This window comes from Nocardia sp. NPDC049935 (genome assembly GCF_055586645.1).
The window spans coordinates 198,651-221,111 of sequence record NZ_JBVJHV010000005.1; the positions used below are offsets into that span (position 1 = coordinate 198,651).

At 68.5% G+C, this 22,461-nt stretch carries 24 protein-coding genes and 1 tRNA gene; 8 read left to right on the forward strand and 17 right to left on the reverse strand.

From position 1 onward, the window contains the following. Positions 1-229: 229 nt before the first annotated feature. Entirely contained in the window at positions 230-1,717 is a 1,488-nt protein-coding gene (locus tag ACZ6SF_RS20795; RefSeq protein ID WP_466064080.1) for an MFS transporter, read from the forward strand. On the opposite strand, the gene ACZ6SF_RS20800 is transcribed toward ACZ6SF_RS20795, so the two are convergent. Then, positions 1,682-2,293 (reverse strand): D-sedoheptulose-7-phosphate isomerase, encoded by a 612-nt coding sequence (locus tag ACZ6SF_RS20800; RefSeq protein ID WP_466063814.1) that lies wholly within the window; start codon positions 2,291-2,293, stop codon positions 1,682-1,684. The genes ACZ6SF_RS20795 and ACZ6SF_RS20800 overlap by 36 nt on opposite strands. Then, positions 2,290-3,012, reverse strand: a complete 723-nt coding sequence (locus tag ACZ6SF_RS20805; protein WP_466063815.1) for a HypC/HybG/HupF family hydrogenase formation chaperone — start codon at positions 3,010-3,012, stop codon at positions 2,290-2,292. Before ACZ6SF_RS20805 ends, ACZ6SF_RS20800 begins: the two co-directional genes overlap by 4 nt. Before the next feature lie 403 nt (positions 3,013-3,415). Here ACZ6SF_RS20805 and ACZ6SF_RS20810 point away from each other — a divergent pair, with 403 nt between their 5' ends. Beyond that, positions 3,416-3,781 (forward strand): VOC family protein, encoded by a 366-nt coding sequence (locus ACZ6SF_RS20810; protein WP_466063816.1) that lies wholly within the window; start codon positions 3,416-3,418, stop codon positions 3,779-3,781. Between the two features lie 108 nt (positions 3,782-3,889). Here ACZ6SF_RS20810 and ACZ6SF_RS20815 read toward each other — a convergent pair whose 3' ends face one another. Continuing rightward, complete coding sequence (locus tag ACZ6SF_RS20815; protein WP_466063817.1) at positions 3,890-4,885, reverse strand: sulfite exporter TauE/SafE family protein; 996 nt, start codon at positions 4,883-4,885, stop codon at positions 3,890-3,892. Positions 4,886-5,059: 174 nt separating this feature from the next. Between ACZ6SF_RS20815 and ACZ6SF_RS20820 the strand changes: the two genes are divergently transcribed. Then, entirely contained in the window at positions 5,060-6,121 is a 1,062-nt protein-coding gene (locus ACZ6SF_RS20820; protein ID WP_466063818.1) for an NADP-dependent oxidoreductase, read from the forward strand. Here the strand turns inward: ACZ6SF_RS20820 and ACZ6SF_RS20825 are convergent. Continuing rightward, positions 6,088-6,957, reverse strand: coding sequence for a polysaccharide deacetylase family protein (locus ACZ6SF_RS20825; protein WP_466063819.1), 870 nt, complete (start codon positions 6,955-6,957; stop codon positions 6,088-6,090). The two genes, ACZ6SF_RS20820 and ACZ6SF_RS20825, sit on opposite strands and share 34 nt — an antisense overlap. Before the next feature lie 56 nt (positions 6,958-7,013). Here ACZ6SF_RS20825 and ACZ6SF_RS20830 point away from each other — a divergent pair, with 56 nt between their 5' ends. Beyond that, entirely contained in the window at positions 7,014-7,382 is a 369-nt protein-coding gene (locus tag ACZ6SF_RS20830; RefSeq protein WP_466063820.1) for a MerR family transcriptional regulator, read from the forward strand. Positions 7,383-7,395: 13 nt separating this feature from the next. Here the strand turns inward: ACZ6SF_RS20830 and ACZ6SF_RS20835 are convergent, their stop codons facing one another. Continuing rightward, on the reverse strand, positions 7,396-7,989 hold the full coding sequence (locus tag ACZ6SF_RS20835; RefSeq protein WP_466063821.1) for a DUF6069 family protein: 594 nt from the start codon (positions 7,987-7,989) through the stop codon (positions 7,396-7,398). A gap of 273 nt (positions 7,990-8,262) precedes the next feature. On the opposite strand from ACZ6SF_RS20835, the gene ACZ6SF_RS20840 reads away from it, so the two are divergent. Further along, on the forward strand, positions 8,263-9,624 hold the full coding sequence (locus tag ACZ6SF_RS20840) for a DUF1254 domain-containing protein (protein WP_466063822.1): 1,362 nt from the start codon (positions 8,263-8,265) through the stop codon (positions 9,622-9,624). A gap of 166 nt (positions 9,625-9,790) precedes the next feature. Then, on the forward strand, positions 9,791-10,330 hold the full coding sequence (locus tag ACZ6SF_RS20845) for a helix-turn-helix domain-containing protein (RefSeq protein ID WP_466063823.1): 540 nt from the start codon (positions 9,791-9,793) through the stop codon (positions 10,328-10,330). Between the two features lie 56 nt (positions 10,331-10,386). On the opposite strand, the gene ACZ6SF_RS20850 is transcribed toward ACZ6SF_RS20845, so the two are convergent. Together ACZ6SF_RS20850 and ACZ6SF_RS20855 are read right to left on the reverse strand one after the other, a co-directional pair. After that, the gene (locus ACZ6SF_RS20850; RefSeq protein ID WP_466063824.1) at positions 10,387-11,028 is read right to left on the reverse strand and encodes a 2'-5' RNA ligase family protein; all 642 of its coding nucleotides are present in this window, start codon (positions 11,026-11,028) and stop codon (positions 10,387-10,389) included. Positions 11,029-11,080: 52 nt separating this feature from the next. Next, a complete protein-coding gene (locus ACZ6SF_RS20855; RefSeq protein ID WP_466063825.1) occupies positions 11,081-12,373 on the reverse strand; it encodes a helix-turn-helix domain-containing protein in 1,293 nt (430 codons plus the stop codon). Between the two features lie 91 nt (positions 12,374-12,464). Between ACZ6SF_RS20855 and ACZ6SF_RS20860 the strand changes: the two genes are divergently transcribed. Continuing rightward, positions 12,465-12,788 (forward strand): hypothetical protein, encoded by a 324-nt coding sequence (locus ACZ6SF_RS20860; protein WP_466063826.1) that lies wholly within the window; start codon positions 12,465-12,467, stop codon positions 12,786-12,788. Between the two features lie 143 nt (positions 12,789-12,931). Then, entirely contained in the window at positions 12,932-13,600 is a 669-nt protein-coding gene (locus ACZ6SF_RS20865) for a hypothetical protein (protein WP_466063827.1), read from the forward strand. A gap of 79 nt (positions 13,601-13,679) precedes the next feature. On the opposite strand, the gene ACZ6SF_RS20870 is transcribed toward ACZ6SF_RS20865, so the two are convergent. The 10 genes from ACZ6SF_RS20870 to ACZ6SF_RS20915 form a co-directional block, all read right to left on the reverse strand. Beyond that, complete coding sequence (locus ACZ6SF_RS20870) at positions 13,680-14,126, reverse strand: hypothetical protein (RefSeq protein WP_466063828.1); 447 nt, start codon at positions 14,124-14,126, stop codon at positions 13,680-13,682. A 223-nt stretch (positions 14,127-14,349) separates the two neighbouring features. Next, positions 14,350-14,423: transfer RNA gene (locus ACZ6SF_RS20875), tRNA-Leu, on the reverse strand. Positions 14,424-14,480: 57 nt separating this feature from the next. Beyond that, positions 14,481-15,035, reverse strand: a complete 555-nt coding sequence (locus tag ACZ6SF_RS20880; protein WP_466063829.1) for a hypothetical protein — start codon at positions 15,033-15,035, stop codon at positions 14,481-14,483. A gap of 5 nt (positions 15,036-15,040) precedes the next feature. Continuing rightward, positions 15,041-16,519 carry an amino acid permease gene (locus ACZ6SF_RS20885; protein WP_466063830.1) on the reverse strand — a complete coding sequence of 493 codons (1,479 nt, stop codon included), beginning with the start codon at positions 16,517-16,519 and terminating at the stop codon, positions 15,041-15,043. A 39-nt stretch (positions 16,520-16,558) separates the two neighbouring features. Then, positions 16,559-18,019, reverse strand: a complete 1,461-nt coding sequence (locus ACZ6SF_RS20890) for a peptide MFS transporter (protein ID WP_466063831.1) — start codon at positions 18,017-18,019, stop codon at positions 16,559-16,561. A gap of 67 nt (positions 18,020-18,086) precedes the next feature. Further along, on the reverse strand, positions 18,087-19,034 hold the full coding sequence (locus ACZ6SF_RS20895; protein ID WP_466063832.1) for a Ppx/GppA phosphatase family protein: 948 nt from the start codon (positions 19,032-19,034) through the stop codon (positions 18,087-18,089). Next, positions 19,031-19,552: a DUF501 domain-containing protein gene (locus ACZ6SF_RS20900; RefSeq protein WP_466063833.1), complete on the reverse strand. Its 522-nt coding sequence runs from the start codon at positions 19,550-19,552 to the stop codon at positions 19,031-19,033. Before ACZ6SF_RS20900 ends, ACZ6SF_RS20895 begins: the two co-directional genes overlap by 4 nt. Next, positions 19,549-20,130 carry an FtsB family cell division protein gene (locus tag ACZ6SF_RS20905; protein ID WP_466063834.1) on the reverse strand — a complete coding sequence of 194 codons (582 nt, stop codon included), beginning with the start codon at positions 20,128-20,130 and terminating at the stop codon, positions 19,549-19,551. Before ACZ6SF_RS20905 ends, ACZ6SF_RS20900 begins: the two co-directional genes overlap by 4 nt. A gap of 4 nt (positions 20,131-20,134) precedes the next feature. Next, a complete protein-coding gene (eno, locus tag ACZ6SF_RS20910) occupies positions 20,135-21,418 on the reverse strand; it encodes a phosphopyruvate hydratase (RefSeq protein ID WP_466063835.1) in 1,284 nt (427 codons plus the stop codon). A gap of 128 nt (positions 21,419-21,546) precedes the next feature. Beyond that, entirely contained in the window at positions 21,547-22,284 is a 738-nt protein-coding gene (locus ACZ6SF_RS20915; protein ID WP_466063836.1) for a lytic transglycosylase domain-containing protein, read from the reverse strand. Positions 22,285-22,461: the final 177 nt, after the last annotated feature.

The following is a 22,461-nucleotide window of genomic DNA, read 5'->3' on the forward strand; positions in this document are numbered from 1 at the left end:
CCGCCCGAATAACACGAAGGCCACCGAAATACCAGGTCAGAAGACCTCTCGGGCGAGCACAACCGGCCACCGGCGGATGTCGTGACGGAGATCACCGTCCGGACAGGTCTCCGATTGTGCTCTGATCATTTGGTCGGTAACCGTGTTTTCCACCCGTCGAGAGGTCGCCGTGACGACTGCGAGTACGAGCCTGTCGCGGGCTCATATCTGGCTCCTGACGCTCTCCTCGATGGCCGTCGCACTGGTCATCGCGGCCATGGCCGCGCTCTATACCGCGCTTCCGGAGATCGCCGCGGACACCGGCGCCACCCAGCAGCAACTCACCTGGGTCGTGGACGGATACACCCTGGCGCTGGCCTGCCTGGTCCTGTTCTCCGGAGCCCTCGGCGACCGCTACGGCCGCCGGATCATGATGGTGCTCGGCCTGGTGGTCTTCGCCGTCGCGTCCGCGATTCCGCTGTTCCTGGACCAGCCCGCCTGGATCATCGCCTCCCGCGCGGTCGCCGGGGTGGGCGCGGCGCTGGTGATGCCGTCCACCCTGTCACTGCTCACCGGCGGATTCCCGCCGGAACGGCGCGGCGTGGCCGTTGGCCTGTGGGCCGGCGTGGTCAGCGGCGGCGCGGTGCTGGGCATCCTGGGATCCGGTCTGCTGCTGCAGATCTGGTCCTGGCAGGCGATCTTCCTGGCGATGACGATCGCGGGCGCGGTATTCGCCGTCGCCGGTTGCACCGTCGGCGAATCCGTCGACGAACACCGGCCGCCGCTGGACTTCTGGGGCGGTATCACCGCCTCCACCGCGGTCGGCGCCGTCGTCATCGCGGCCATCGAGGCGCCGATCCGCGGCTGGACCGATCCGCTGGTGCTCGGCCTGTTCGGCACCGGGATCGTCGCGGCCGTGGGGTTCGCGGGAGTCGAACTGCGGGTGCCGAATCCGCTACTGGACGTCCGCCTGTTCGCCGACCGCGGTTTCGGCAGCGGCGCGGTGAGCGTCGGGGTGCAGTTCCTCGTCGCCTTCGGCTACTTCCTGCTGTTCGTCCAGTTCATGCAGCTGATCTTCGGCTATTCACCGCTCATGTCGGCGGTCGCGATGGCCCCGATGATCGCGCCGCTCATCGGCATATCGATTGTCGCGCCGCGGCTGGCCGAGCGATTCGGCCTGCGCCTGCCGACCTTCGTGGGCCTGCTGTGCGTGGGCGTCGCGCTGATCCTGGTCTCCCGGACGACAGTGCACAGCGGCTATATCGACGTGCTCTGGCCGCTGCTGATTCTCAGCACCGGCCTGGGCCTGTGCACCGCGCCCGCGACCGCGGCCATCATCAACGGCACACCGCCGGAGAAACACGGGGTGGCCTCGGCGGTCAACGACGCGTCCCGCGAGGTCGGCGCCGCGATCGGTATCGCGATCTCCGGCAGCATCCTCGCCGTCGGCTACACCGACCGGATCGCGCCCGCCCTGCCCAGTCTTCCCGAGGCCGCCCGCGGGCCGGTCGAGGATTCGCTGGCCGCCGCGCTGGAGGTCACCGAGAAGGCGGGTCCGGCCGCCGCCCCGCTGGCCGATTTCGCGAAAGAGGCCTTCGTGCACGGCGCGCAACAGGCCTCGCTGGCACTCGGCATCCTGACCGTGGTGATGGCCGTCGTTCTCGGCGCGTGGGCGCCGGGCCGGGTCGCCGGGCGCACCCGGTCAGCCGGCGAAGCTCCCGTGCTGATGGACCGATAGCCACAGCGCGTACCCGAGCAGGGCCTGCGCCTCCTGGATGCGGTGGGCGCTGCGCGAACGGATCACGAAACACCGGTCGACCGCGGTATCGCGAGCCAGCGCGCCGCCCTCGTACCCGGCGAATCCCACGGTGTACATCCCGCGCCGGCGGGCCTCCCGTAATCCGATGAGCAGATCCGCCGAATCCCCGCTGGTGGACATGGCGACCGCGATATCGCCCTCCTGCCCGCGCGCCGCCAGCTGACGGGCGAACACGGATTCGAATCCGATATCGTTGCCCACCGCGGTCAGCACGGTCTCGTCGGACGACAGCGACCACGCGGGCAGCCCGATCCCGTCCGGCGGCCGGGCGAACAAGGCGGCCAGGGTGGCGGCATCGGCGGCGCTACCGCCGTTTCCGAAGGTGAACAGCCGTCCGCCCGCGGTGAATCGGCGGGCGAGTTCCCGGGCCGCCTCGGCCACCCGTTCGGCATTGGCCGCCAAGGTCTGCGAGCGCACCCCGGCGCTCTCCGCGGCCCGCGCCCGGGCACAGGCCGCCAGCTCGCCGAGCAGGATGCCGGTCTGTCCACCGCTCATGGTTCCTCCTCCACACCGACGGCGCTCACCGCCATTCCCGCGTGTACGAGCACGAGGTCCCCCACGTGCACCGGTTCGACGAAACTCGTCGCCACGGTTTCGGTTCCCCGCGCCGTGCGGATACGCGCCGTGCCGTCCCCGAGCGGGGTCACCACCTCACCGAGCTGCCCCAGGTCGGGATGGCGCGGGGCGGCCCGCGCCGATTCCGGTTCGGAACGGATCAGCGCGGGATGGTCGAAACACCGCACGGTGAGTTCCCACAGCAGGTGGTACAGCAGCACGAAATCACCCTGGGACGGCAACCGCGGATCCGGATCGTCGAGCCACAGCAGATGATCGGCGGCGACCGCGCCCGGGCGCGGGCCCGAACCGATCCAGATCGTATGCACCCCCCAGGCCGGGCCGCGGGTGACCAGCGACCGCACTTCGGCCTCGTCGGACGCCGCGACCGCGAGAACGATATCGCCCGTCCGTGCCGAGACCCGCGCGGTATCGACGAGCGCCGGGCCGGTGAGGGCGGCGGCCGGCAGCGCACGGGTGCCCGAGCCCACCGGATGCAGGAATTCCAGGGCGATATGCCGAGCATGTTGTTCCCAGCGCGGCGCCACACACCACAGGGTGGCGCCCGCCGTGAACCACCGGGCCAGCGCCAGCGCGGCCCCGGCGAGATCGTCGGCCAGGCCGGCGTGGAACTCGCCGTCCGGCAGGTGAATCGGCATCACGGCACCACCCGGACCGCGTTTTTCCCCCGAGGTGGACCGGCGGTCTCCGGGTCCTCGCCGGTGCGGCCCGCAATGCCCCTGCACATCTCAGTCCTCCTCTGGCGGCCGATCGCGAAAGCCGAATCACCCTGGCGTAGCGTCGTTTCCGGTGACCGGCCGTGTCCAGCAGTATCGCCGGGTAACCGCCACGGCGTTACCGTTCCGCGGGACCCGGGTTCCGCGCCCCGGCCCGTGTCCTCGCGGCGCCGGGTCACGCTACCGGCCCGGTCCGACACCTCCGGCCGGACGCACACCCGCGACCTGCGCCGATTCGGCACGCAGAGGTCACCTCACCGGGTTTGCGGGCCCAGTCGGGCATCCTCATCTCCAACCGCACCGAACGCGAAAGGTCACGCCACCCATGCCGACCCCGAACATGTTCATCGTGTACGTCACCGACGTGGCCGCTTCGGCGCGCTTCTACTCGGACCTGTTCGAGATGACCCCGGAATTCGAGTCCCCGCGCTTCATCACATTCGACCTGGGCGGCGATATACACCTCGCGCTGTGGAGCGGCCACGCCGACCTCATCCCGCAGGCCGGGGCCCGCACCAGCGAACTCTGCCTGAACCTGCCCGGCGGCCCGGATGCGATCGACCGCCGGTTCGACCGGTGGGTCGCGCAGGGTGTGGAGGTGGTCCAGGCGCCGCACGACGCCGTCTTCGGACGTACCTTCGTGGCCGCCGACCCCGACGGCAACCTGATCCGCGTCGCCCCCGTCGACTGACCGGCCGGGACAGACGAGCGCCCGGTCGGCCGGACTCTGCTGTCCGGGACCGGGCGCCGCTCCCTCATCCCCGGGCCGGCCGCCGGAGCGGGGCACCGGGCACCGGTGTCATCGCGCAGGCGCGCGGGTCGATTCCGGCGCGGTGCCGGCGTCCTCCTCCACCACCGATTCGGATCCGGCCGCGGGCACGGGCTCCGCGGCGTCGGCGGTATCCCCGGCCGAGGTGGTTTCCGCGGCCTTGGCGATCCGGGCCTTCTTCCACGCGTACAGGGTCAGGCCGATCGCGACCACCGCGATGAGCACATAGCCGATGGTCCGCGGCGCGCCCTCGATATCGAAGTACTTGAACAGGGTGCGCGCGTTCGTCAGCACCAGCAGCCCACCGACGCCGGTACCGAGCACGCCGGGAGTGATACGGCTGACCAGCCACGCGGCGATCGGCGCGGCGATCACACCGCCGAGCGCCAGGCCCGCGATGATCAGCAGATTGTCGAAGAAGTCGGACCCGAGCCCGAGCAGGAAGCCGACGCTGGCCGACGCGGAGACGATGAACTCCGAGGCGCTCACCGAGCCGATGACCGTGCGCGGCGCGCTGCGCCCGGTGGTCAGCAGGGTACTGGTGGTGACCGGACCCCAGCCGCCGCCACCGCTGGCGTCGATGAAACCACCGAAGAGGCCCAGCGGGGTCAGGAATTTCGCGGAATGCGCGGTCTTCTCCGAGGTGGCGAATTCCACCGGCGGCCGGGACGAGAACCGGATCACCAGGAACACGCCGATCGCGAGCAGGATGCCCGCGGTGACGGGCGCGGCCGATTCGGTCGAGATCCGTGAGAGGACGGTCGCGCCGAGGAACGCGCCGATACCGCCGGGCACACCGAGCCGCAGGACCATCTTCCAGTCGATATTGCCGAACTTCCAGTGCGATGCGCCGGAGGCCAGCGTGGTGGCGACCTCGGCGAAGTGGACCGCCGCGCTCGCATGCGCGGCGCCCGTCCCGCTGAGCACCAGCAGCGTCGTCGCGGTGACGCCGAAGGCCATCCCGAGGGTGCCGTCGACGATTTGCGCGCCGATACCCACCAGGGTGAATACGAGTAATTTGATCATGACGGTGTGCTCCCCGAACCTCGGACCGGAGATCCGAGGCTACGACGTCGCGGCCGTCGTGACACGGGTTGCGATCACCGTGAACACAACCCCTTGCGCCCGGCGAAACCGCAGCTCGGAAGTCTGCGCGAAAACCGTTCGGCAATATCTCCCACCGCTGGTAAGACTGGTCGCATGCTCCCCCGCACCGCTCGCCGGATAATCCTGCGGGACCGCCCCGTCGCCGGTATCACCACCGCCACCTTCGGCGCGGAGACCGTGCCGGTGCCCACCCCGGCCGATGGGGAAGCGTTGATCGAGGTGATCCGCCTCGGTATCGACGCCACCCAGCGCACCTGGCTCAACGCCGACGCCGCGTACACCTCGCCGGTCGGAATCGGCGAGGTGATGCGCGGCAGCGGTATCGGGCTGGTGGTCGAATCCCGCAACCCGGAGCTACCCGAGGGACAATGGGTCTACGGTGAGCTCGGCTGGCAGGAGTACGCCGTCGCGCGTCGCGGCGGCCTGTTCGGGGTCAACCCGGTCCCGCCGGGTATCGACCCGCACCACATGCTCACGGTTTTCGGCGTCAGCGGCCTCACCGCCTATATCGGGGTGTCGGAGGTGCTCCGGATCACCGAATCCGATCACCTGCTCGTCACGGGAGCCGCGGGCAGTGTCGGCTCCCTGGCCGGCCAGATCGCCCGGCTCCTGGGCGCCCGGGTTCTCGGCACCGCCGGCTCCCCGGAAAAGGTCGAATGGGTGCGCGGGACCGCGCGGTTCGACGACTGCCTGGACTACCGCACCGCCGATATTCCGGCCGCACTGCGCGAATTCGCCCCCGGGGGATTGACCGCCGTATTCGACAATATCGGTGGCGCGCTCCTGGAGAACGCACTCGATCATCTCGCGCTGCACGCCAGGATCGCCCTGTGCGGCTCCATCTCGTCCGGATATTCGGCGAGCGGTTACGGTCCGGGGCCCGCCAACTATATGCAGCTGGCCTTCCGCCGAGCCCGGATGGAGGGTTTTCTGTTCTTCGACCACCACGCGGTCTTTCCCGAAGCGCTCGGACGGCTGGCCGGATGGGTCGCCGCGGGCGAGTTGCGCTGGGCCGAGGACATCGTCGACGGCCTGGAACACGCGCCCGCGGCCCTGCAACGCCTGTTCGACGGCGCCAACCTGGGAAAACAGCTGGTCCAGGTCAAGCCGCGCCCGGTCGCTCAGCCCGCCACCGCGGCCGTCCGGGCGAAGTGATCGGCGATATCGTCGCTGGTGGTGAGCCAGACGCCCGGATGCCCGGCGATATGGTCCAGTGCCAGATCCAGATACTTCGCCCGGAATGCCTGCCCGATGACGAACGGATGCAGCGCCAGCACCATCACCCGGCCGCTGCCCGCGGAATCCTCGTACAGGCGGTCCAGCTGGTCGCGCACGATCGCGACGAAATCGGGTCCGGTGAGCCCGGTTCCCAGGAACAACGTGTTGTCGTTCAGCTCGACCGAGTAGGGCACGCTCAGCAGGCCCGGAACTCGCAACCGGTAGGGCTGGTCGTCGTTGGTCCAGTCGAGGACGTAACCCAGCCCGAGTTCGGCGAGCAGTTCCGGCGTGCGCGGGCTCTCGCTCAGCGCCGGTCCCATCCACCCGCGCGGGCGGGTGCCGGTGGCCTTTTCGATCGTGGTGACCACGTCGGTCAGATACGCGCGTTCGTCGGCGGCGGCGAGCTCGGGCTGGAGAATCGAATTGTTCTTCCCGTGCGCGAGCCAGGCCCAGTTCCGTTCCCGCCCCGCCTCGATGATCCGCGGATAGTGCCGGGCGACATCGGAATTGAGCAGCACACTGGCCCGGATACCGTGCCGGTCCAGCGCGTCCAGCACCCGCCAGAATCCCACCCGGGGCCCGTAATCGCGCCAGCCGTAGTTGAGCGGATCGGGCACGAGCCCGGCCGTGCCGGGAAAGATACTGGTGGAGGGCCTGCCGAGTTCGTAGTGCTCGATATTGAGGCCCGCATAGAACGCCACCCGCGCGCCGCCCGGCCATTCGACGGGGTCGCGATCGACGATGGCGCTGTAGTCGAAGAGTTCGTTGTCCATACCGCTATGCTCGAACCTTCACATCTATGTGAAGGTCAAGCGGCGAGGTCGGTGGAATGAGAATCGGTGAACTGTCCGAGCGCACCGGCACCTCGCGGCGGCTGCTGCGCTACTACGAGGAACAGGGCCTGATCGCCGCGCGGCGCTGCGCCAACGGCTACCGCGACTACGACGACCGCTTCGTGGACCGGGTGGTCCAGATCCGCGGATTGCTCGACGCCGGCCTGCCCACCCGGATCATCAAGCAGATCCTGCCCTGCCTCGACAAACCGCGCACCATCTACTTTCCGGACGCGACGCCGGAGATGCTGGCGACCCTGGAGCGGGAACGCGAACGCATGGAGGACCGTATCCGCTGCCTGGAGCACAACCGCCGCGCCATCACCGACTATCTCGCGGCGGTTCGCGCCTACGTCCCGGACTGACGGTCCGCCCCGCTCAGTACTGCTGCGGCCGCCGGATGATGGCGCTCGCCCCGACCCCGCCCAGCAGCGACATGATGCACAGACCGGCGATCAGGTTGATCGCGGCCGTGGCGATCTTGGCGTCCAGGCCCGCCACCAGGGTGAACGGGAGCAGCGTCGCCAATGCCGTGAGCAGCCCGGTGATCCAGTAGAAGAACTGCATCGGACTGGGCATCAACGCCAGCAGCAGGTTCAGCAGCCCGGTGGCGGCGATGGCGGCGGCGCCCCCGGCGATCGCGTACGACGTGGTCGACACGGTGCCGTAGGCGCCCGCGCCCTCGGGCGAGAGCACCGCGATATTGAGAATGCCGCGAATGAGCATGATCAGGACCACGATCACCAGCGCTACGACGGCGGCCGTGCCGATCCCGCCCGCCCAGAGCCGTCCGAGGTTGATCTTCGGCTCGTTGGACGGCTCCTGGTAGTCACCCTGGTGCGCGTACTCCACCTGGTGGCCGTATTCCGGCTGCTGATACGGCTGACCCTGCTGCTGGGGATAACCCTGCGTGCGCGGGTAGCCCTGGCGGTAGGGGTCCTGCCGACCATAGTTGTGCGACGGTTCCGTCATACGCCGAACGTACCCCGCATGAGCGGCCCCACCCACCCGAATCGGGCGCGCATGTCGCCCACCGGGACGTGCCCGCCACCCCCGAGTCAGCGGAAACAGCGGCCCACCTGCGTCCGCGCCGGTTCATGCCGCGCCGCGGCGGCTCGTCGACCACCCTTCCATTTACCGGTGCCCGGTGCGTTCACCCCGCCCGGGTGAGGCGCCGCCGGGCGGTCGCGCCCTACCTTCGGGACCGGATGGCCCGGAGAGGTGACCGAGGTAGAGGAGCAGCCCATGACCGGCGGTTTCGCGAACCCGAAGATGACACCGGAGTATGCCGCCTCGGTGGGCCGCCTGGCCTACCTGTGGGGCTGGCCGCTGATGAATATGCACAACCGCCGGGTCTTCATGGAACAGCTGCCCGCACCCGGCCTGCTGGCCGGAATCGTGCCCGCCGCTCCGCCCGGCGCGCTCGGCATGCTGCGCGACTACATCCGGCCCGAGGAGCGCGTCGTCGCCTGCCCCAACCAGGACGTCGTCTACGGATTCGGCGTTCTCGACGCCGAACGGGAGCCGTCGGTGGTGCAGGTACCCGATTTCGGCGACCGGTTCTGGGTGTACCAGGTGGTCGATCAGCGCACCGATTCCTTCGTCCGGATCGGCAGGATGTACGGCACCGAGCCCGGTTTCTACCTGCTCGCCCCCGTATCGTGGGAGGGCGCCGTCCCCGCCGGAATCACCGGCGTCTTCCGCTACGACACCCGGTCCGGCGTGGTGATCCCCCGCGTCTTCCTCGACGACACCCCCCAGGACCGCGCCGCCATCGCGCCGCTGGTCGACCGGATCTCGATGTATCCCCTGTCGGAGTTCGACGGCGAGGTCAAGGTCGTGGACTGGTCGGCGGCTCCCGCGTTCGGCGGCGGTAAGGCGACCGGCGACCAGGCCGAAACCCAGTGGGTGGATCCCGGCAAGTTCTTCGCCGCCCTCCCCGAGGTGCTCGACGAAGTTCCGCCGCGCCCCGGAGAGGAAGCCCTCTACACCTGGATGCGCTCGGTACTCACCGCCGCCGAGCGCGACCCCGAGATCGCCGAGGTCCTCCGGCAGACCGCACTCGACACCGACCACGTGGTCACCGACCTGTTCCAGTTCCGCAATATCGGCATCCCGGTCGCCGGCCATTGGACCACCCAGCGCAACGGCGCCGAATTCGGCACCGACTACCTGTCCCGCACAGCGATCGCCAAATCCAACATCTTCGTCAACACCCCGAACGAAACCGCCTATTACTACCAGGATCTCGACGAATCCGGCGAGCGACTGCACGGCTCCCACACCTATTCGGTGCATTTCCCCGCCGGCCAACTGCCGCCGGTCGAGGGCTTCTGGTCCCTGACCGTCTACAACAAGCACCACTTCTTCCACCCCAACGAACTGGAACGCTTCTCCCTGGGCACCAAGAATCAGGATCTCACCCACAACGACGACGGCTCCCTCACTCTCACCGTCGGCGGCGCGGGCCCGAGCGAGCCCAAACAACTCACCAACTGGCTCCCCGCCCCCAACGACGAGTTCACCCTCTACCTCCGCGCCTACTGGCCCGACGACACCATCCTGAACGGCCACTGGACCCCACCCCCGGTCACCGTCCAGGACTGAACTCCCCGCAATCCGGTCGAGGTCACCGATCGGGGCGGCGGTTCGATCCCCAGCCGACGCCCTGTTCCCGGCGGCGACCTATGCGGCGGTCATGCCTGCCCGCGCATGCCAAAATATTCGAACGTTCCGAAAATAACTTCGAAACGTTCGAATATGGAGGTGTTGCGTGACTGCGCGAGCATTGGAGGAGAAGACCTTCCTTCCGGACGAGGACCGCGAGAGCCTCGCATCCGTGTTCAGCTTTCTCGCTGCCCATGAACGACTGAGGGAATCCGGTTCGAAGCCGAACCCCGGTTACGCTCTGGTCGGAACCGGTGAACATGATCGGATCGAACTCCCCGCGGAAGTCCATCTGGCGCTGAAACAGGTCGTCGCCGCATTGATGGCCGGTAAGGCCGTCACCGTGGCTCCCCACAGCATGACACTGACTTCCCAGCAGGCGGCGGACCTCCTCGGTGTCAGTAGGCCGACCGTGATCCGGCTCATCGACAAACAGGAACTGCCCGCCGAACGTATAGGCACTCGTCACCGGCTCCGGCTGGACGACGTCCTGACCTATCGGGAGGCGCGCCGACGACAGCAGTACGACGCGTTGGCGGCGATGGAGGTCGACATCGACGCCGAAGAAGACCCGGCCGAGGTTCGCGCGCAGTTGCGCGAGGTGCGCCATCTCATCGCCGAGCGGCGCCGGAAGGCCAAGGCGTGAAATGGTCCTGGTAAATCCGCCTCGGTCGGTCACCCCGCAGGATCGAACTCTCGCATTCAGCGATCTGCGATGGAGCCCGGACTGTCACCAGTAAGGGTTCCCGACCCAAGCCGCACCCGCACCACCTCATCCCACCGATATCCGTGTCCCCGTCGTTCGAGCGCGACCATGACGACTTCCGACACAGTCACCTCCGTCCCGGTAGGCAACCCAGCGATTTTCTGTGCGGTGGCGGAAGCAGATTTCTCCAGTTCTTCGAACTTCGGGTAAGCGATCGTCACATGCGGTGCGGATGACGAGTCCTTGATTGCCGCATCGGGAATCACGGAACGAGTCGCGGCCCTGAGCAGGTCGCGGACAGCGGATACCCGCCCGGCAGGCTCCACGATGAAACCGATCGCACCGCGCAGATTGGTCACTCGGTCAACTGCCAACACGAAGGGAGGATGGTGAATGAGCGTGCGCCGGGCCGCGGCGGCCACCGACTCTCGCTGTACCGAGTTGCTCGCGCCGGGCCGAGCAATCCTGTCCAGGGTGAGATGAAGGCCGCTGACCGGCGTCGGCTCGAAATACACCGGATCGATGAAATGATGGCAGGCCTTGGTGGCCGTGTGGAAGCTTGGCGAATGTTCGAGAGTCAAAAACCAGTAGTAGCCGCGCGGACCGGCGCCACCTTCGAGAGGCCGGAGATCATTCATCCGGCACGCCCGAAACGGTTGCGCTGGCCAGCAGTTCTCTCGGGCAGTCGGATCACCTTCTGGTGCGTTCAGGCGCAGCGAGTTCTTCGCCCAGCGCGGCGACGGCGGAGTTGTCCGCCCATTTCGATGCCATCTGCCGGTGCAGATCGCGGAGGAAATCGGGCAGTCTCGAACCAGGGGTGGCAACCGCGACCGGCAGAGCCTGCGATGCCCGCGTGCAGGCAGCCTCCGGTTCCCCGGCGCCGGCCAGCGCACAGGCGAACTCGGCGACGTACCAGGTGGCCCATTCGGACGTGAGCAGGTCCGGGTCGAATCCCGACAGGCCCCGGTCGAGCCACAGCACCGCCTTGTCCCACTGACGGGCCAGGCGATAGGCCATGCCGCGCTGGATTTCGATCAACGCGTCGGAATAGAAGTACTGGGCGTCCGGGCGATCGGCGCCGCGCGCGATCAGCTCGGCGGCGATATCGAGTTTCGTCTCCATTCCGTACAAGTCGCCCTCGATGCCCAGGCCACGCCCCTCCTGTTGAACAGCGAGCGCGAGAACGGTCGGACTGAGGGATTCGCCATCGCGTTGCGCGGCCTGGGACAGGCCGATCATGGCGCCGACCTCCCCCGCCATCCATGCGACCTGCCCCCGCATTGCCAGCGCCGTCGAGATCATATTCGGATCACCGCTCTCGGTGGCCAATTCCAGCGCCGTTCGGTAATGCCGGACAGCTGCGGCGTGGTGACCGAGGCTCGCGTGCAGCCAGCCGGTGAACTGCTGCCACCCGGCCGCCGCATCGACGATCGCGTTTCGCGATGCCCCTCTCGCGTCGACCGCGAGCGCGGCCGCGATACGTGCCTGCCGCAGACCCAGCGGTAGGACCAATTGGGAACCGACGCGGTCCTCCAGTCTGCGGCTCTCGGCCAGCAATTCCGACAATTCCGCGGCCAGCGCACGGTCGGTATAGCGTCGCTCCGCCGAGGCAGCGGCCTCGTGCAGCTCCAACCGCGTCGCCCGATCGGATTCCGGTGCCGCCGAAATCAAGCTCTCGTATTGCGCGACCAGGGCCCCATCCGAGCACAGCACCCGATCGAGAGCCACCGCGATCTCGAACGGCGGCCTACGACGACCGTTCTCGAATCGTGAGAGCGCGCCGGGATCGTAGTGCAATTCCCGCGCCAGCCCACGCACTGTGAACCCGGCCCGGACACGCAGTTGCCGCAACTCGGCTCCGAATGCCCGCCACTCGTCCATCGGCCCCCTTCCTCCCACCGCGCCGGCCGGTGTTGCCGCACTGCCCACTCGGCCGGCAACACCGTGGCCACAACGCAACACTACCGCGAAATACCAGGTCACGGAACGCTTCTGAATGCACATCCGGTAGTGGAACGGCCCCGCGTGGTCCCCGATGCCGGGTCCGATCACATCGAATCGAAAGGGGCTGTGAGTGACCGATCGAGCAGAGCCGGGCGGGCAGAAATCCGGCAAGCGAGCGGTGGCGATTCTCGACTCGGCCTACGACCCAGCGGTATTCGCAGCGCTGGAGCGGCATCACGCGCTCCATGTCGTGCATACGGTGCGAACCGATACACGCCCCGTACTGGCAGCGCTGATCGCAGTCCAATACGCGCTCGATTACAGTGCCGACGCGGTAATCGTGCCCCACCTCGAATATCTGGAGCCGGACACTCCCTGGTGGGTGGTCACCGATGCATGTGACCTGATCACCGCGACCAGAGTGTACGCATGGGGTTCCGGGCGGCGGTCGTGATCTGGAGCCCGGACCTGGCCGTACTCGCGATCATCGGAGTCACCGTTTTCGTGCTGGCGTTGACGTTGCCCGGACGCTGAGACCGACTGCCGGACCTGCCCGTACGGATGGTGGGCGCGGAATTGTTGTCCTAGGGTGACCGCATGGTCGTTATGCCGCCGCCGGGGAACAACGCGCTTCCGACCCGGACCAACCCCGTCTGGGCCCTGATCGGTCCCGGCTTCGCCACGGTCGTCGGTCTGGCGATCTGGGCGAGTGTGTACCGGTTCGACGGAATGTCCGACCTCCAGCTACATCTCGGCCTGTCACCCACGGCATTCCCCGTGGCCGCGCTTCTTTCGTATGTGATCGCCGCCGGGGCCGCGTTTCCCGCCGGTTATCTACTCGGTTCGCGCGCTCTGACGGCGGTGACGATTTCCGCCGTCGTCGTCATGCTCGCCGGTGTCGTGCTGGTGGCGCTCGCGAGTGGCTCCGCCATGATGGTGATCGGCCGGGTGCTCGGCGGGCTCGGCACCGGCGCCGCCGCCGGGGCGACCGTGGCGCTGCTGATGCCACTGAAGCAGGAACGCGTAGCCGCGATCGCGGCGGTGACGTTTCCCGGACTCCTGGCGACGGTGGTGGCCCCGGTCGTCACCCAATCGGTCTCGAACGCCCTCAGCTTTCGCCTGGCGTATCTGGTGGGGGTGCCGTTCCTGGTCCTCGCGCTGGTGGCCGCGATCGGCGTGGGGATCGCGCTCTCGGTCTCGGCCCGCCGGCCCACCCCGCCACCGCACCACGGGATGCCCTATCCCGTGCCGGGACCGCCTCGCTGATCCGAATAGAGCGCTCGACCCCGGCGACGGGTCCGGTGATTCGCGACCGGACCCGTCCGCGCGAGTCGTACCGTTCGTACTACGCGACCTGCGAAGTCCCCGAGCAGTTCACCGTCTGCGCCACCGGCCCGTGGTTCACCACCGTGAAGTCGGTGCGCACCGTGCCCGGGCCGGTGAACGGGCTGAAGTACATCGTCGCGCCGTTGCCGATCACGAACCCGACCGGCGCCCGCTGCGTCTCCGAACCCGACGCTCCCGTGTTCAGATTGGTCCAGTTCAGCGTGACCTGCGTGTCGTAGCTGCCCCAGAGGCTGCCACCCGAGTCGATCGTGTAGGTCGCGCGCCCGGGCGAGTTGTACTGTCCGCCGATCACCTGACCCGAGTACGGGAAGTCGACGATGAACGGGCTGAGGCCGCGGCAGGTCGTCACCGTCCAGCCCTCGGCGGCCGCGGCCGTCCCGGTGCCGGCCGAGGTCAATGCCGCCAGCGCGGCAGCCGCCACACCGAGCCGGCCGATCTTGGTCATCTTCGCAAAGTTGTTTCGCGACAACATCTGTCGGTCATTCTCCTCGTGATCGTGGCCATGGAAGCCGAAGACTACTCGACCACGAACCACCGAGGTTCCCAGTAACAGCGGTTCCGCGTCGGCGGTGAGCCCATGCGGGGTTTGTCCGGAGCGGCCCGCGACGGGATCGTCACGTACCCGGGGCTGCCGATCTCGGACAACCTGTCCGACCTGCGGCGCAGAGTGCCCCCAGTGGGACTCGAACCCACACTTGGCGGATTTTAAGTCCGCTGCCTCTGCCAATTGGGCTATGGGGGCGTGCGGACCACACACTACCGACTCGTACACCCGTACCGGAATACCCGTGAGTGGGAGTCACATGGTGGGATCTGTCTGAATTGCCTGGCATGCCTCCACCAGGACATCGGCGGCCAGCAGTCCCGACTCCTCCGCGGCCTCGCGGACCTCGTCGGACAGGTCGTAGTCCGTGGTCACCGCCAGCAGTGCCATCTGCAGTGCCTCCCCCAGCCGCCCGAGCCGGCGGGCGATCACCAGCTCGTCCATCTCCGCGTCCATGTTCTCCCAGCCCACCGGCTGGACCCCGTCGATGCGGTAGCGGCGCAGGGTGTCCTCGCCGAGGACCTTCATGAAATCGACCGCCGAGGCCATACAGCGGTTGTTGGCGACCCGGTACTCGGTGCGGTCGGCGATCTTCTCGATGAGCACCGCGACGATGGTCGCCGCGGTGAACATCCCGTCGCACACCCGCGCCGGAGCGGCCTCCGGCGGGCCGGGCGGGGCGGTGGCCAGCCCGGTGGTCACCGCGTCGATCCATTCCACCACCAGGTCCGTGCCGGTGGCCTCGGACGATATCGGCGCACGGAGGAACGTTTCCTCCCGGCGCCGGAACCACCGCCACGGTAGACGCATCGCGCTCACTCCTGTTCGGAAGCGGTCCTGCCGAGCAGCGAATGCCGTCGGCCGTATGCGAAGTACATCACCAAACCGAGCAGCATCCAGACTACGAAACGCAGCCAGGTCTCGACCGAAAGATTCACCATCAGCCACAGGCAGGACAGCACCGCCAGGATCGGCACCAGCGGCACCAGCGGCACCCGGAACCCCCGGGGCAGGTCGGGGCGGGTGCGGCGCAGGATCACCACGCCGATGGAGACCAGCAGGAAGGCGAACAGGGTGCCGATGTTCACCATTTCCTCGAGGGTGCCGAAGTCCACGAATCCGGCGAGCAGGGCACAGACCACGCCGACGATGACGGTGATCCGGACCGGGGTGCCCCGGTCGCCGGTGCGGGAGAGCCAGCGCGGGGTGAGACCGTCACGCGACATCGCGAACAGCACCCGGGTCTGGCCGAGCAGCATCACCATGACGACGGTGGTCAGACCGGCCAGGGCGCCGATGGAGATGATGTTCTTGGCCCAGGTGGCGCCGTTGAGCGCGAAAGCGGTCGCCAGGGTGGCGTCGTCGCCGGCGAGGTCGGTGTAGGGGACCATGCCGGTGAGCACGACGGTCACGGCGACATAGAGGATGGTGACCACGATCAGCGAGCCCAGTATGCCGCGCGGCAGGTCGCGCTGGGGGTTCTTGGTCTCCTCGGCGGCGGTGGCGACGACGTCGAAGCCGATGAAGGCGAAGAACACCAGGCTGGCCGCGGCCAGCAGGCCGTACCAGCCGAAGTTGGTGTTACCGGCACCGGTCACCCAGGAGAACAGCGACTGGGTCAGACCGGACTCGGCTTCGGCGGGCACCGCCTCCGGGATGAAGGGGCTGAGGTTCGCCGAATCGAAGAAGGTGAGCCCGACGATGATCACCAGCAGGATCACGCCGACCTTGATCGCCACCGCGATGGCCGACACCCGCGACGACAGTTTCGTGCCGAGCGCGAGCAGGGTGGTGAGCACCGCGATCAGCAGGACCGCGCCCCAGTCGAAGGTCACCGGCCCCAGGTCCACCACCGCGGCGCCCTTGTCGAACACCTGGCCCAGGTACTGCGACCAGCCCTTGGACACCACCGAGGCGGCCAGCGCGAACTCCAGCAGCAGATCCCAGCCGATGATCCAGGCCGCGAGTTCGCCGAAGGTCGCGTAGGAGAAGGTGTAGGCGCTACCGGCCACCGGCACGGTGGAAGCGAATTCGGCGTAGCAGAGCGCGGTCAGTCCGCAGGCGACGGCCGCGAACACGAACGCCAGGGACACCGAGGGGCCCGCCACGTTACCGGCGGTGCGGGCGGTCAGGGTGAAGATACCGGCGCCGATCACGACGGCGACGCCGAAGACGGCCAGGTCCCAGGATGTGAGGTCTTTGCGCAGTCTCGAACCGGGCTCGTCGGTATCCCGGATCGACTGCTCCACCGATTTGGTGCGGAACAGCGAATTCCGTCGGGTCGGGGTGGTCACTGCGGCCTCCTCATCATTCTGGCGCAAGTACCGGGAACGCTAATGCACTCCCGACATGTATCGGGTTATCCACGACGAGAGCCCCGCAATCACGCCACCGGCCACTATCGCGACCGCACCGGTGATCCCGAAGTACGCGAACTCGTCGTCGGCCGAGTAGAAACGCGCCAGCACTCCCGACAACGTGGTGCCCAGGGCCACCGAGAGGAAATACAGCGCCATCATCTGGGCGCGGAAATGCTCGGGCGCCAGCTGGGTGCTCACCGCCAGCCCGATCGGCGAGATCAGCAGCTCCGAGATCGCGAACACCGCCATGATGAACAGCACCACCAGTGCCGGAACCGCCCGGCCGGTGGTCCCGGCCATCGGCAGGAACAGCAGGAACGCCGCCCCCATCCCCGCCACGCCGAGCGCGAATTTGCGCGGGGTGCTCGGCGCCCGGTCGCCGAGTCTCGTCCACATCAGCGCGAACAGCGGCGACAGGGCGATGATCCACACCGGCTCCACCGAACCGATCCAGTTCGACGGCGCCGTCCAGCCGAAGATGTTCCAATCCATCCGCTCGTCGGAGTACACGGCCAGCACGGTGAAGATCTGCTGGAACAGCGACCAGAACACCACGTTGGCCAGGAACAGCGGGAGGAACGCCCACACCCGGCGGCGTTCGGTGGGCGTCACGCGGCGGTGGGTGAGCAGTACGGCGAAATAACTCAGCGCGGCCACAACGATCAGGCCGGTGGTCACGTCGGGCAGGGTGTCGATGGTGACCAGACCCGTCACCAGCACGAGCGCGATCAGCAGCAGGACGGCCACCAGCAGCCCGATCAGCGGGCCGGCCGCCTTACGCGGGAGCGGGTCGGGTACGTGGCGACCGGCCGTACCCAGGTTGCGCCGGAACACCACGTACTGGATCAGGCCCAGTGCCATCCCGACGGCGGCCGCCCCGAATCCCGCATGGAACCCCCACTCCTCCTGCAGCAGCCCGGTGATCAGCGGCCCCACGAACGCGCCCAGATTGATCCCCAGGTAGAACAGGGTGAATCCGCCGTCGACCCGCGGGTCGCCCTTCGGATAGAGGGTGCCCAGCAGGGCGGACGCGTTGGATTTGAGCGCACCGCTACCCAGCGCGACCAGCACCAGGCCCACCCCCACCCCGGTGAGACCGGGGATCAGCGCCAGCGCGATATGCCCGGCCATCACCACCACACCGCCGTAGAAGACGGTCCGCTCCATCCCGATCAGCCGGTCCGAAACCCAGCCGCCGAGCACCGTGCACAGGTAGACGAGCCCGCCGTAGGCCCCGACGAGACCGATGGCGGCGTCCTGATCGAGCCCGAGCCCCCCGTCGGTCGTCTCGTAGTACAGGTAGTACCCGAGGATGGTGAGCATCCCGTAGAACGAGAACCGCTCCCACAGTTCCACGCCGAACAGGTTGACGAGCCCGATCGGGTGACCGAAGAAGGTCCGGCCGGTGTGTTCGGGCGCTGGTGCTTCGGACATATCCCGACTGTCCCACGCACCCGGGTGCCCGCGTGGCATCCCGCACCGATCCGATATACGGGTACGGTCAGGCGATCGAGAGCGCGATCCCGTCGAGGATGTCGTGCTCGCTGACCACCAGTTCGGCGATACCGGCCCGGCGCGACAGTTCCGCCGCCAGGACCTCGGTGATCAGGGCGCCCGCGCCGATCACATCCACCCGGCCCGGATGCATCGGGCCCAGGGCGGCCCGCTCGTCGTGGGTCATTCCGAGCAGCCGGTCGCAGACGGCGTTCAGTTCCGGCAGGCCGATCCGCGCCAGATGGATTTTGGCCGAATCGTATTCGGGCAGATCCAGCGCCACCGCGGCCAGCGTGGTCATGGTGCCCGCGACCCCGACCCAGGTGTGCGTACCTTCCACCGGCACATGGGTGAAGGCCTCGGAGAGCCGTTCGGTCGCGAACTCCCGCCCGGCCGCCACCTGCTCGGGGGTCGGCGGATTGCCGTGCAGGCAGCGTTCGGTGACCCGGACGCATCCGATATCGGCCGAGAACGCCGCCCGGACCCCGCCGCCGTCGCCGACCACCAGCTCGGTGGACCCGCCACCCAGATCGACCACCACGAACGGTCCCGCTTCCGCCGACAGCTCCCCCACCGCGCCGGCGAACGACAGCCGGGCCTCCTCGTCGCCGGTGATGACCTCGGCTTCCGCCCCGGCCACCACCCGTCCCAGCTCGGCCCGGGTCATGGCGAAGAAATCTTCGCGATTGGACGCATCGCGGGTCGCGGAGGTGGCGACCATCCGCACCCGCCGGACCTCGTGCTCGATCATCAGTGCCGCGTAGTCGGCCAGCGCGACCCGGGTGCGTTCGATGGCCTCCGGATCGAGGCGGCCGGTCGCGTCCACGCCTTTGCCGAGCCGCACGATCCGCATCTCCCGATGCACATCGGTCAGGGCGCCGTCGGCCCCGATATCGGCGATCAGCAGGCGAATGGAGTTCGTGCCGCAATCCACGGCCGCAACCCGCTCGCTCATAGTTCCTCCTCCGTTGCCACCTCATCCGGCCAGTCCGCCGGAATCGCCGTCCCGCGCAACCCGCCTCGGGCCGCCAGCGCCACCGCCTCGTCGCCCAGCGGGTTGACTCCGGGTCCCTTCGCCAGTGCGTGCGCGATCAGCACATGCAGGCATTTCACCCGGTCCGGCATCCCGCCGCCACTGAAATCGGTGCCGAGCGATTCGATCTCGTCGCGTTCGGCGAGATAGCTCTCGTGGGCCGCGCGGTAGGCGGCGGCCAGTTCCGGATCCTGACCCAGCCGCTCGGTCATCCCCTTCATCACACCCGCGGATTCCAGGCGGCTCGCCTCCGCGGTGAGGCGCGGGTCGGTGAGGTAATACAGCGTGGGGAACGGGGTTCCGTCGTCGAGCTTCGGCGCGGTCTTCACCACGGCGGGCAGACCGTCGGGAGTCCGGTAGGCGATGGCGAGCACCCCGCGCGGGGCGCGGCCCAATTGTTCGGCGACGATCTGCAGATCTCGGTCGTCGGGTGTACTCACCTGGGTCCTTCCGGCTGTGGCGCGGGCGGTTCGGGATTCGGGGGCGGTTCGGAGATACTGCGCCACAGATCCGTGAACCATGGGTCCGGTGCGCGTTCGGGTGCGGCCGGGCCGGTGACGGCGGGCGCCTCGATACCCGGGACCTGCACGATATAGGGCGTCTCCCCGGGCATCACCAGACGCAACCGGTCGCGGGCCTCGGACCGGATGTAGGCCGGGTCCTCCTGCTGCGACCGGCGGTCCTTCAACCGGGCGATATCGTCCTCCAGGACGCGGCGTTCGGCGGCCAGCTGATCGGCTTCGGCACGCTGGGTGAAATAGGTCCGCATGGGCACGGCCAGGGTCATGGCCAGCGCGCAGATCACCATCGCCAAGATGATCGCCTTACCGGCGGACAATCCGAAGATCGTCCGTTCCGACCAGTCCCGCGCGCCCTCCTCGCGCGCGCCCGGACTCCGGCGCCGCACCCGCTCGGCGCCGCCGTGCACCTCGGCGGCCGGACGGCGGCGCGGCGCGCGCGACGTGCGGCGGTCGCCCCGCCCCGCGGGGCTGCTACCGCGCGCACGCCGCTCCGACATCTACTCAGTCCTCGAACGTGAACCGCGGGAACGCCACATCACCGGCATAGCGGGCCGAATCGCCGAGGGCGTCCTCGATCCGCAGCAGCTGGTTGTACTTGGCCACCCGCTCGCTGCGCGCCGGGGCGCCGGTCTTGATCTGACCGCTGCCGACCGCGACCGCCAGATCGGCGATGGTGGTGTCCTCGGTCTCGCCCGAACGATGCGACATCATCGTCTTGTACCCGTTGCGGTGCGCCAGTTCCACGGCGTCCAGGGTCTCGGTGAGGGTGCCGATCTGGTTCACCTTCACCAGCAGCGCGTTGGCCGCGCCCTTGGCGATACCGTCCTCGAGACGATCGGGGTTGGTGACGAACAGATCGTCGCCGACCAGCTGCACCTTGTCGCCGATCTCGTCGGTGAGCGCCACCCAGCCGTCCCAGTCGTCCTCCGACAGCGGATCCTCGATGGAGACCAGCGGATACGCCGCCTTCAGCTCGGCGTAGAACTTGGTCATCTCCGACGCCGACCGCGCCGAACCCTCGAACTGGTACGCACCGTCCCGGAAGAACTCGGTGGCCGCCACGTCCAGCGCCAGCGCCACATCCCGGCCCAGTTTCAGGCCGGTCTTGCCGATGGCCACGCTGATCAGGTCCAGCGCCTCCCGGGTGCCGGCGACGTCCGGGGCGAAACCGCCCTCGTCACCCAGCCCGGTGGCCAGGCCCTTCTCCTTGAGCACCGCTTTCAGCGCGTGGTAGACCTCCGCGCCCCAGCGCAGCGATTCCTTGAATGTCGGCGCGCCGATGGGCGCGACCATGAACTCCTGGACGTCCACCCCGGTATCGGCATGCGCGCCGCCGTTGAGGATGTTCATCATCGGCACCGGCAGTACATGCGCGTTCGGCCCGCCCAGGTACCGGAACAGTTCCAGACCCGAGGACTCCGCGGCCGCCCGCGCGACCGCGAGCGAAACACCCAGCAGCGCGTTGGCGCCCAGCCGGGATTTGTCCGGGGTGCCGTCCAGATCCAGCAGGGCCTGGTCGACGGTGCGCTGCTCCACCGCGTCCAGCCCGATCACGGCCGGGGCGATCTCGTCGAGCACGCCCTCGACGGCCTTCTGGACACCCTTGCCGTTGTAGCGCTCCCCGCCGTCGCGCAATTCCACGGCCTCGTGCTCGCCGGTGGAGGCCCCGGACGGGACCGCCGCGCGGGTCAGGGTGCCGTCGTCGAGGGCGATCTCGACCTCGACGGTGGGGTTACCCCGAGAATCCAGGATCTCGCGAGCTCCGACCTGTTCGATGATTGCCACGAAAACAACACTCCTTCGGCTGCTGGCACGGTAGTGATCAGGGAAGAGCCGTGCGGTTGCGAGCCTAATAGGCCCGGTCGCGGCCAGTCCATCCGCCTCGCAGGGTCCCGGCCGAGTTCACGTGGCGGTCACACCCGGCGGCCCACGCTGTAGGCCGCCGCCCGGTCCCGGACCAGCTTCATATAGCTCTCCGACCTGTTGTAGGTGAACAACGCCCGGCTCCAGCCCTCGGCGCCGCGCAGATCCCCGCCGCTCACGCACAGATAGCGGGCCGCGGTCAGCGCGGCGTCGTCGATGCTGTGCGGATCGGCGATCCCGTCACCGTTGGCGTCCACGCCCCATTTGCGCCAGGTCTCCGGAATGAACTGCATCGGGCCCACCGCGCGGTCGAACACCCGGTCACCGTCGAGCCGGCCGCCGTCGGAATCCCGGATCTCGGCCACCCCCGGCGACCCGTCCAGCGGGATCCCGATGATCGACGGCTCCACCAGCCCGTCGTCGCGCACCTCGGCGCCCCGATGCCGCCCGTGATCGCTTTCCACGCTCCCGATCCCCGCCAGCGTGGTCCACCCGATCCCGCAGTCCGGCCGGGCCCGGCCCATCACCGCGGCCGCGTACCCGTAGGCCTCCAGCGCGGTCACCGGTATCTCCAGCGCCCCGGCGTGATCGGCGGCCCAGCCGTTCAACTGCACCGCGGTCCGGCCGGGAGCATCGATATCGATCACCGGCAGCGGGACCCCCGGGCCGGGCGGGATTCCCTCGGGAATGGGCACCAGATCCTCGCCACCCCCGCACCCGGCGAGCAGTAACGCGGCGGTCGAAGCGGCGATGATGCCGTACCTGCGGAGACGCACACTCTCAATCATCCAGATGGATGGGGGTGCACCGGTCCCGCGACGCGCGCGGCGGAGCCCACCGGCGTCCGGATCCGTTGCCGCCGCGCATACGGCCGGGCCGGTCGGTTTCCTCTGGACGATAGGTTTCCGCTGGTCGGACCGATTCGGCCGGCGTACGCCGGGTCGGAGGTCGTGGATGTGCAGTAC

Excerpts from the sequence above, each read along its gene's own strand:
- ACZ6SF_RS20815 (WP_466063817.1), bottom strand. The coding sequence starts at position 4,885 with ATGATCAAATTACTCGTATTCACCCTGGTGGGTATCGGCGCGCAAATC.
- ACZ6SF_RS20870 (WP_466063828.1), bottom strand. The coding sequence starts at position 14,126 with ATGACCAAGATCGGCCGGCTCGGTGTGGCGGCTGCCGCGCTGGCGGCA.
- ACZ6SF_RS20880 (WP_466063829.1), bottom strand. The coding sequence starts at position 15,035 with ATGCGTCTACCGTGGCGGTGGTTCCGGCGCCGGGAGGAAACGTTCCTC.
- ACZ6SF_RS20820 (WP_466063818.1), top strand. The coding sequence starts at position 5,060 with ATGCTCCCCCGCACCGCTCGCCGGATAATCCTGCGGGACCGCCCCGTC.
- ACZ6SF_RS20805 (WP_466063815.1), bottom strand. The coding sequence starts at position 3,012 with ATGCCGATTCACCTGCCGGACGGCGAGTTCCACGCCGGCCTGGCCGAC.
- ACZ6SF_RS20795 (WP_466064080.1), top strand. The coding sequence starts at position 230 with ATGGCCGTCGCACTGGTCATCGCGGCCATGGCCGCGCTCTATACCGCG.
- ACZ6SF_RS20840 (WP_466063822.1), top strand. The coding sequence starts at position 8,263 with ATGACCGGCGGTTTCGCGAACCCGAAGATGACACCGGAGTATGCCGCC.
- ACZ6SF_RS20825 (WP_466063819.1), bottom strand. The coding sequence starts at position 6,957 with ATGGACAACGAACTCTTCGACTACAGCGCCATCGTCGATCGCGACCCC.
- ACZ6SF_RS20890 (WP_466063831.1), bottom strand. The coding sequence starts at position 18,019 with ATGTCCGAAGCACCAGCGCCCGAACACACCGGCCGGACCTTCTTCGGT.
- ACZ6SF_RS20905 (WP_466063834.1), bottom strand. The coding sequence starts at position 20,130 with ATGTCGGAGCGGCGTGCGCGCGGTAGCAGCCCCGCGGGGCGGGGCGAC.
- ACZ6SF_RS20800 (WP_466063814.1), bottom strand. The coding sequence starts at position 2,293 with ATGAGCGGTGGACAGACCGGCATCCTGCTCGGCGAGCTGGCGGCCTGT.
- ACZ6SF_RS20895 (WP_466063832.1), bottom strand. The coding sequence starts at position 19,034 with ATGAGCGAGCGGGTTGCGGCCGTGGATTGCGGCACGAACTCCATTCGC.
- ACZ6SF_RS20835 (WP_466063821.1), bottom strand. The coding sequence starts at position 7,989 with ATGACGGAACCGTCGCACAACTATGGTCGGCAGGACCCCTACCGCCAG.
- ACZ6SF_RS20850 (WP_466063824.1), bottom strand. The coding sequence starts at position 11,028 with ATGAATGATCTCCGGCCTCTCGAAGGTGGCGCCGGTCCGCGCGGCTAC.
- ACZ6SF_RS20915 (WP_466063836.1), bottom strand. The coding sequence starts at position 22,284 with ATGATTGAGAGTGTGCGTCTCCGCAGGTACGGCATCATCGCCGCTTCG.
- ACZ6SF_RS20830 (WP_466063820.1), top strand. The coding sequence starts at position 7,014 with ATGAGAATCGGTGAACTGTCCGAGCGCACCGGCACCTCGCGGCGGCTG.
- ACZ6SF_RS20810 (WP_466063816.1), top strand. The coding sequence starts at position 3,416 with ATGCCGACCCCGAACATGTTCATCGTGTACGTCACCGACGTGGCCGCT.
- ACZ6SF_RS20865 (WP_466063827.1), top strand. The coding sequence starts at position 12,932 with ATGGTCGTTATGCCGCCGCCGGGGAACAACGCGCTTCCGACCCGGACC.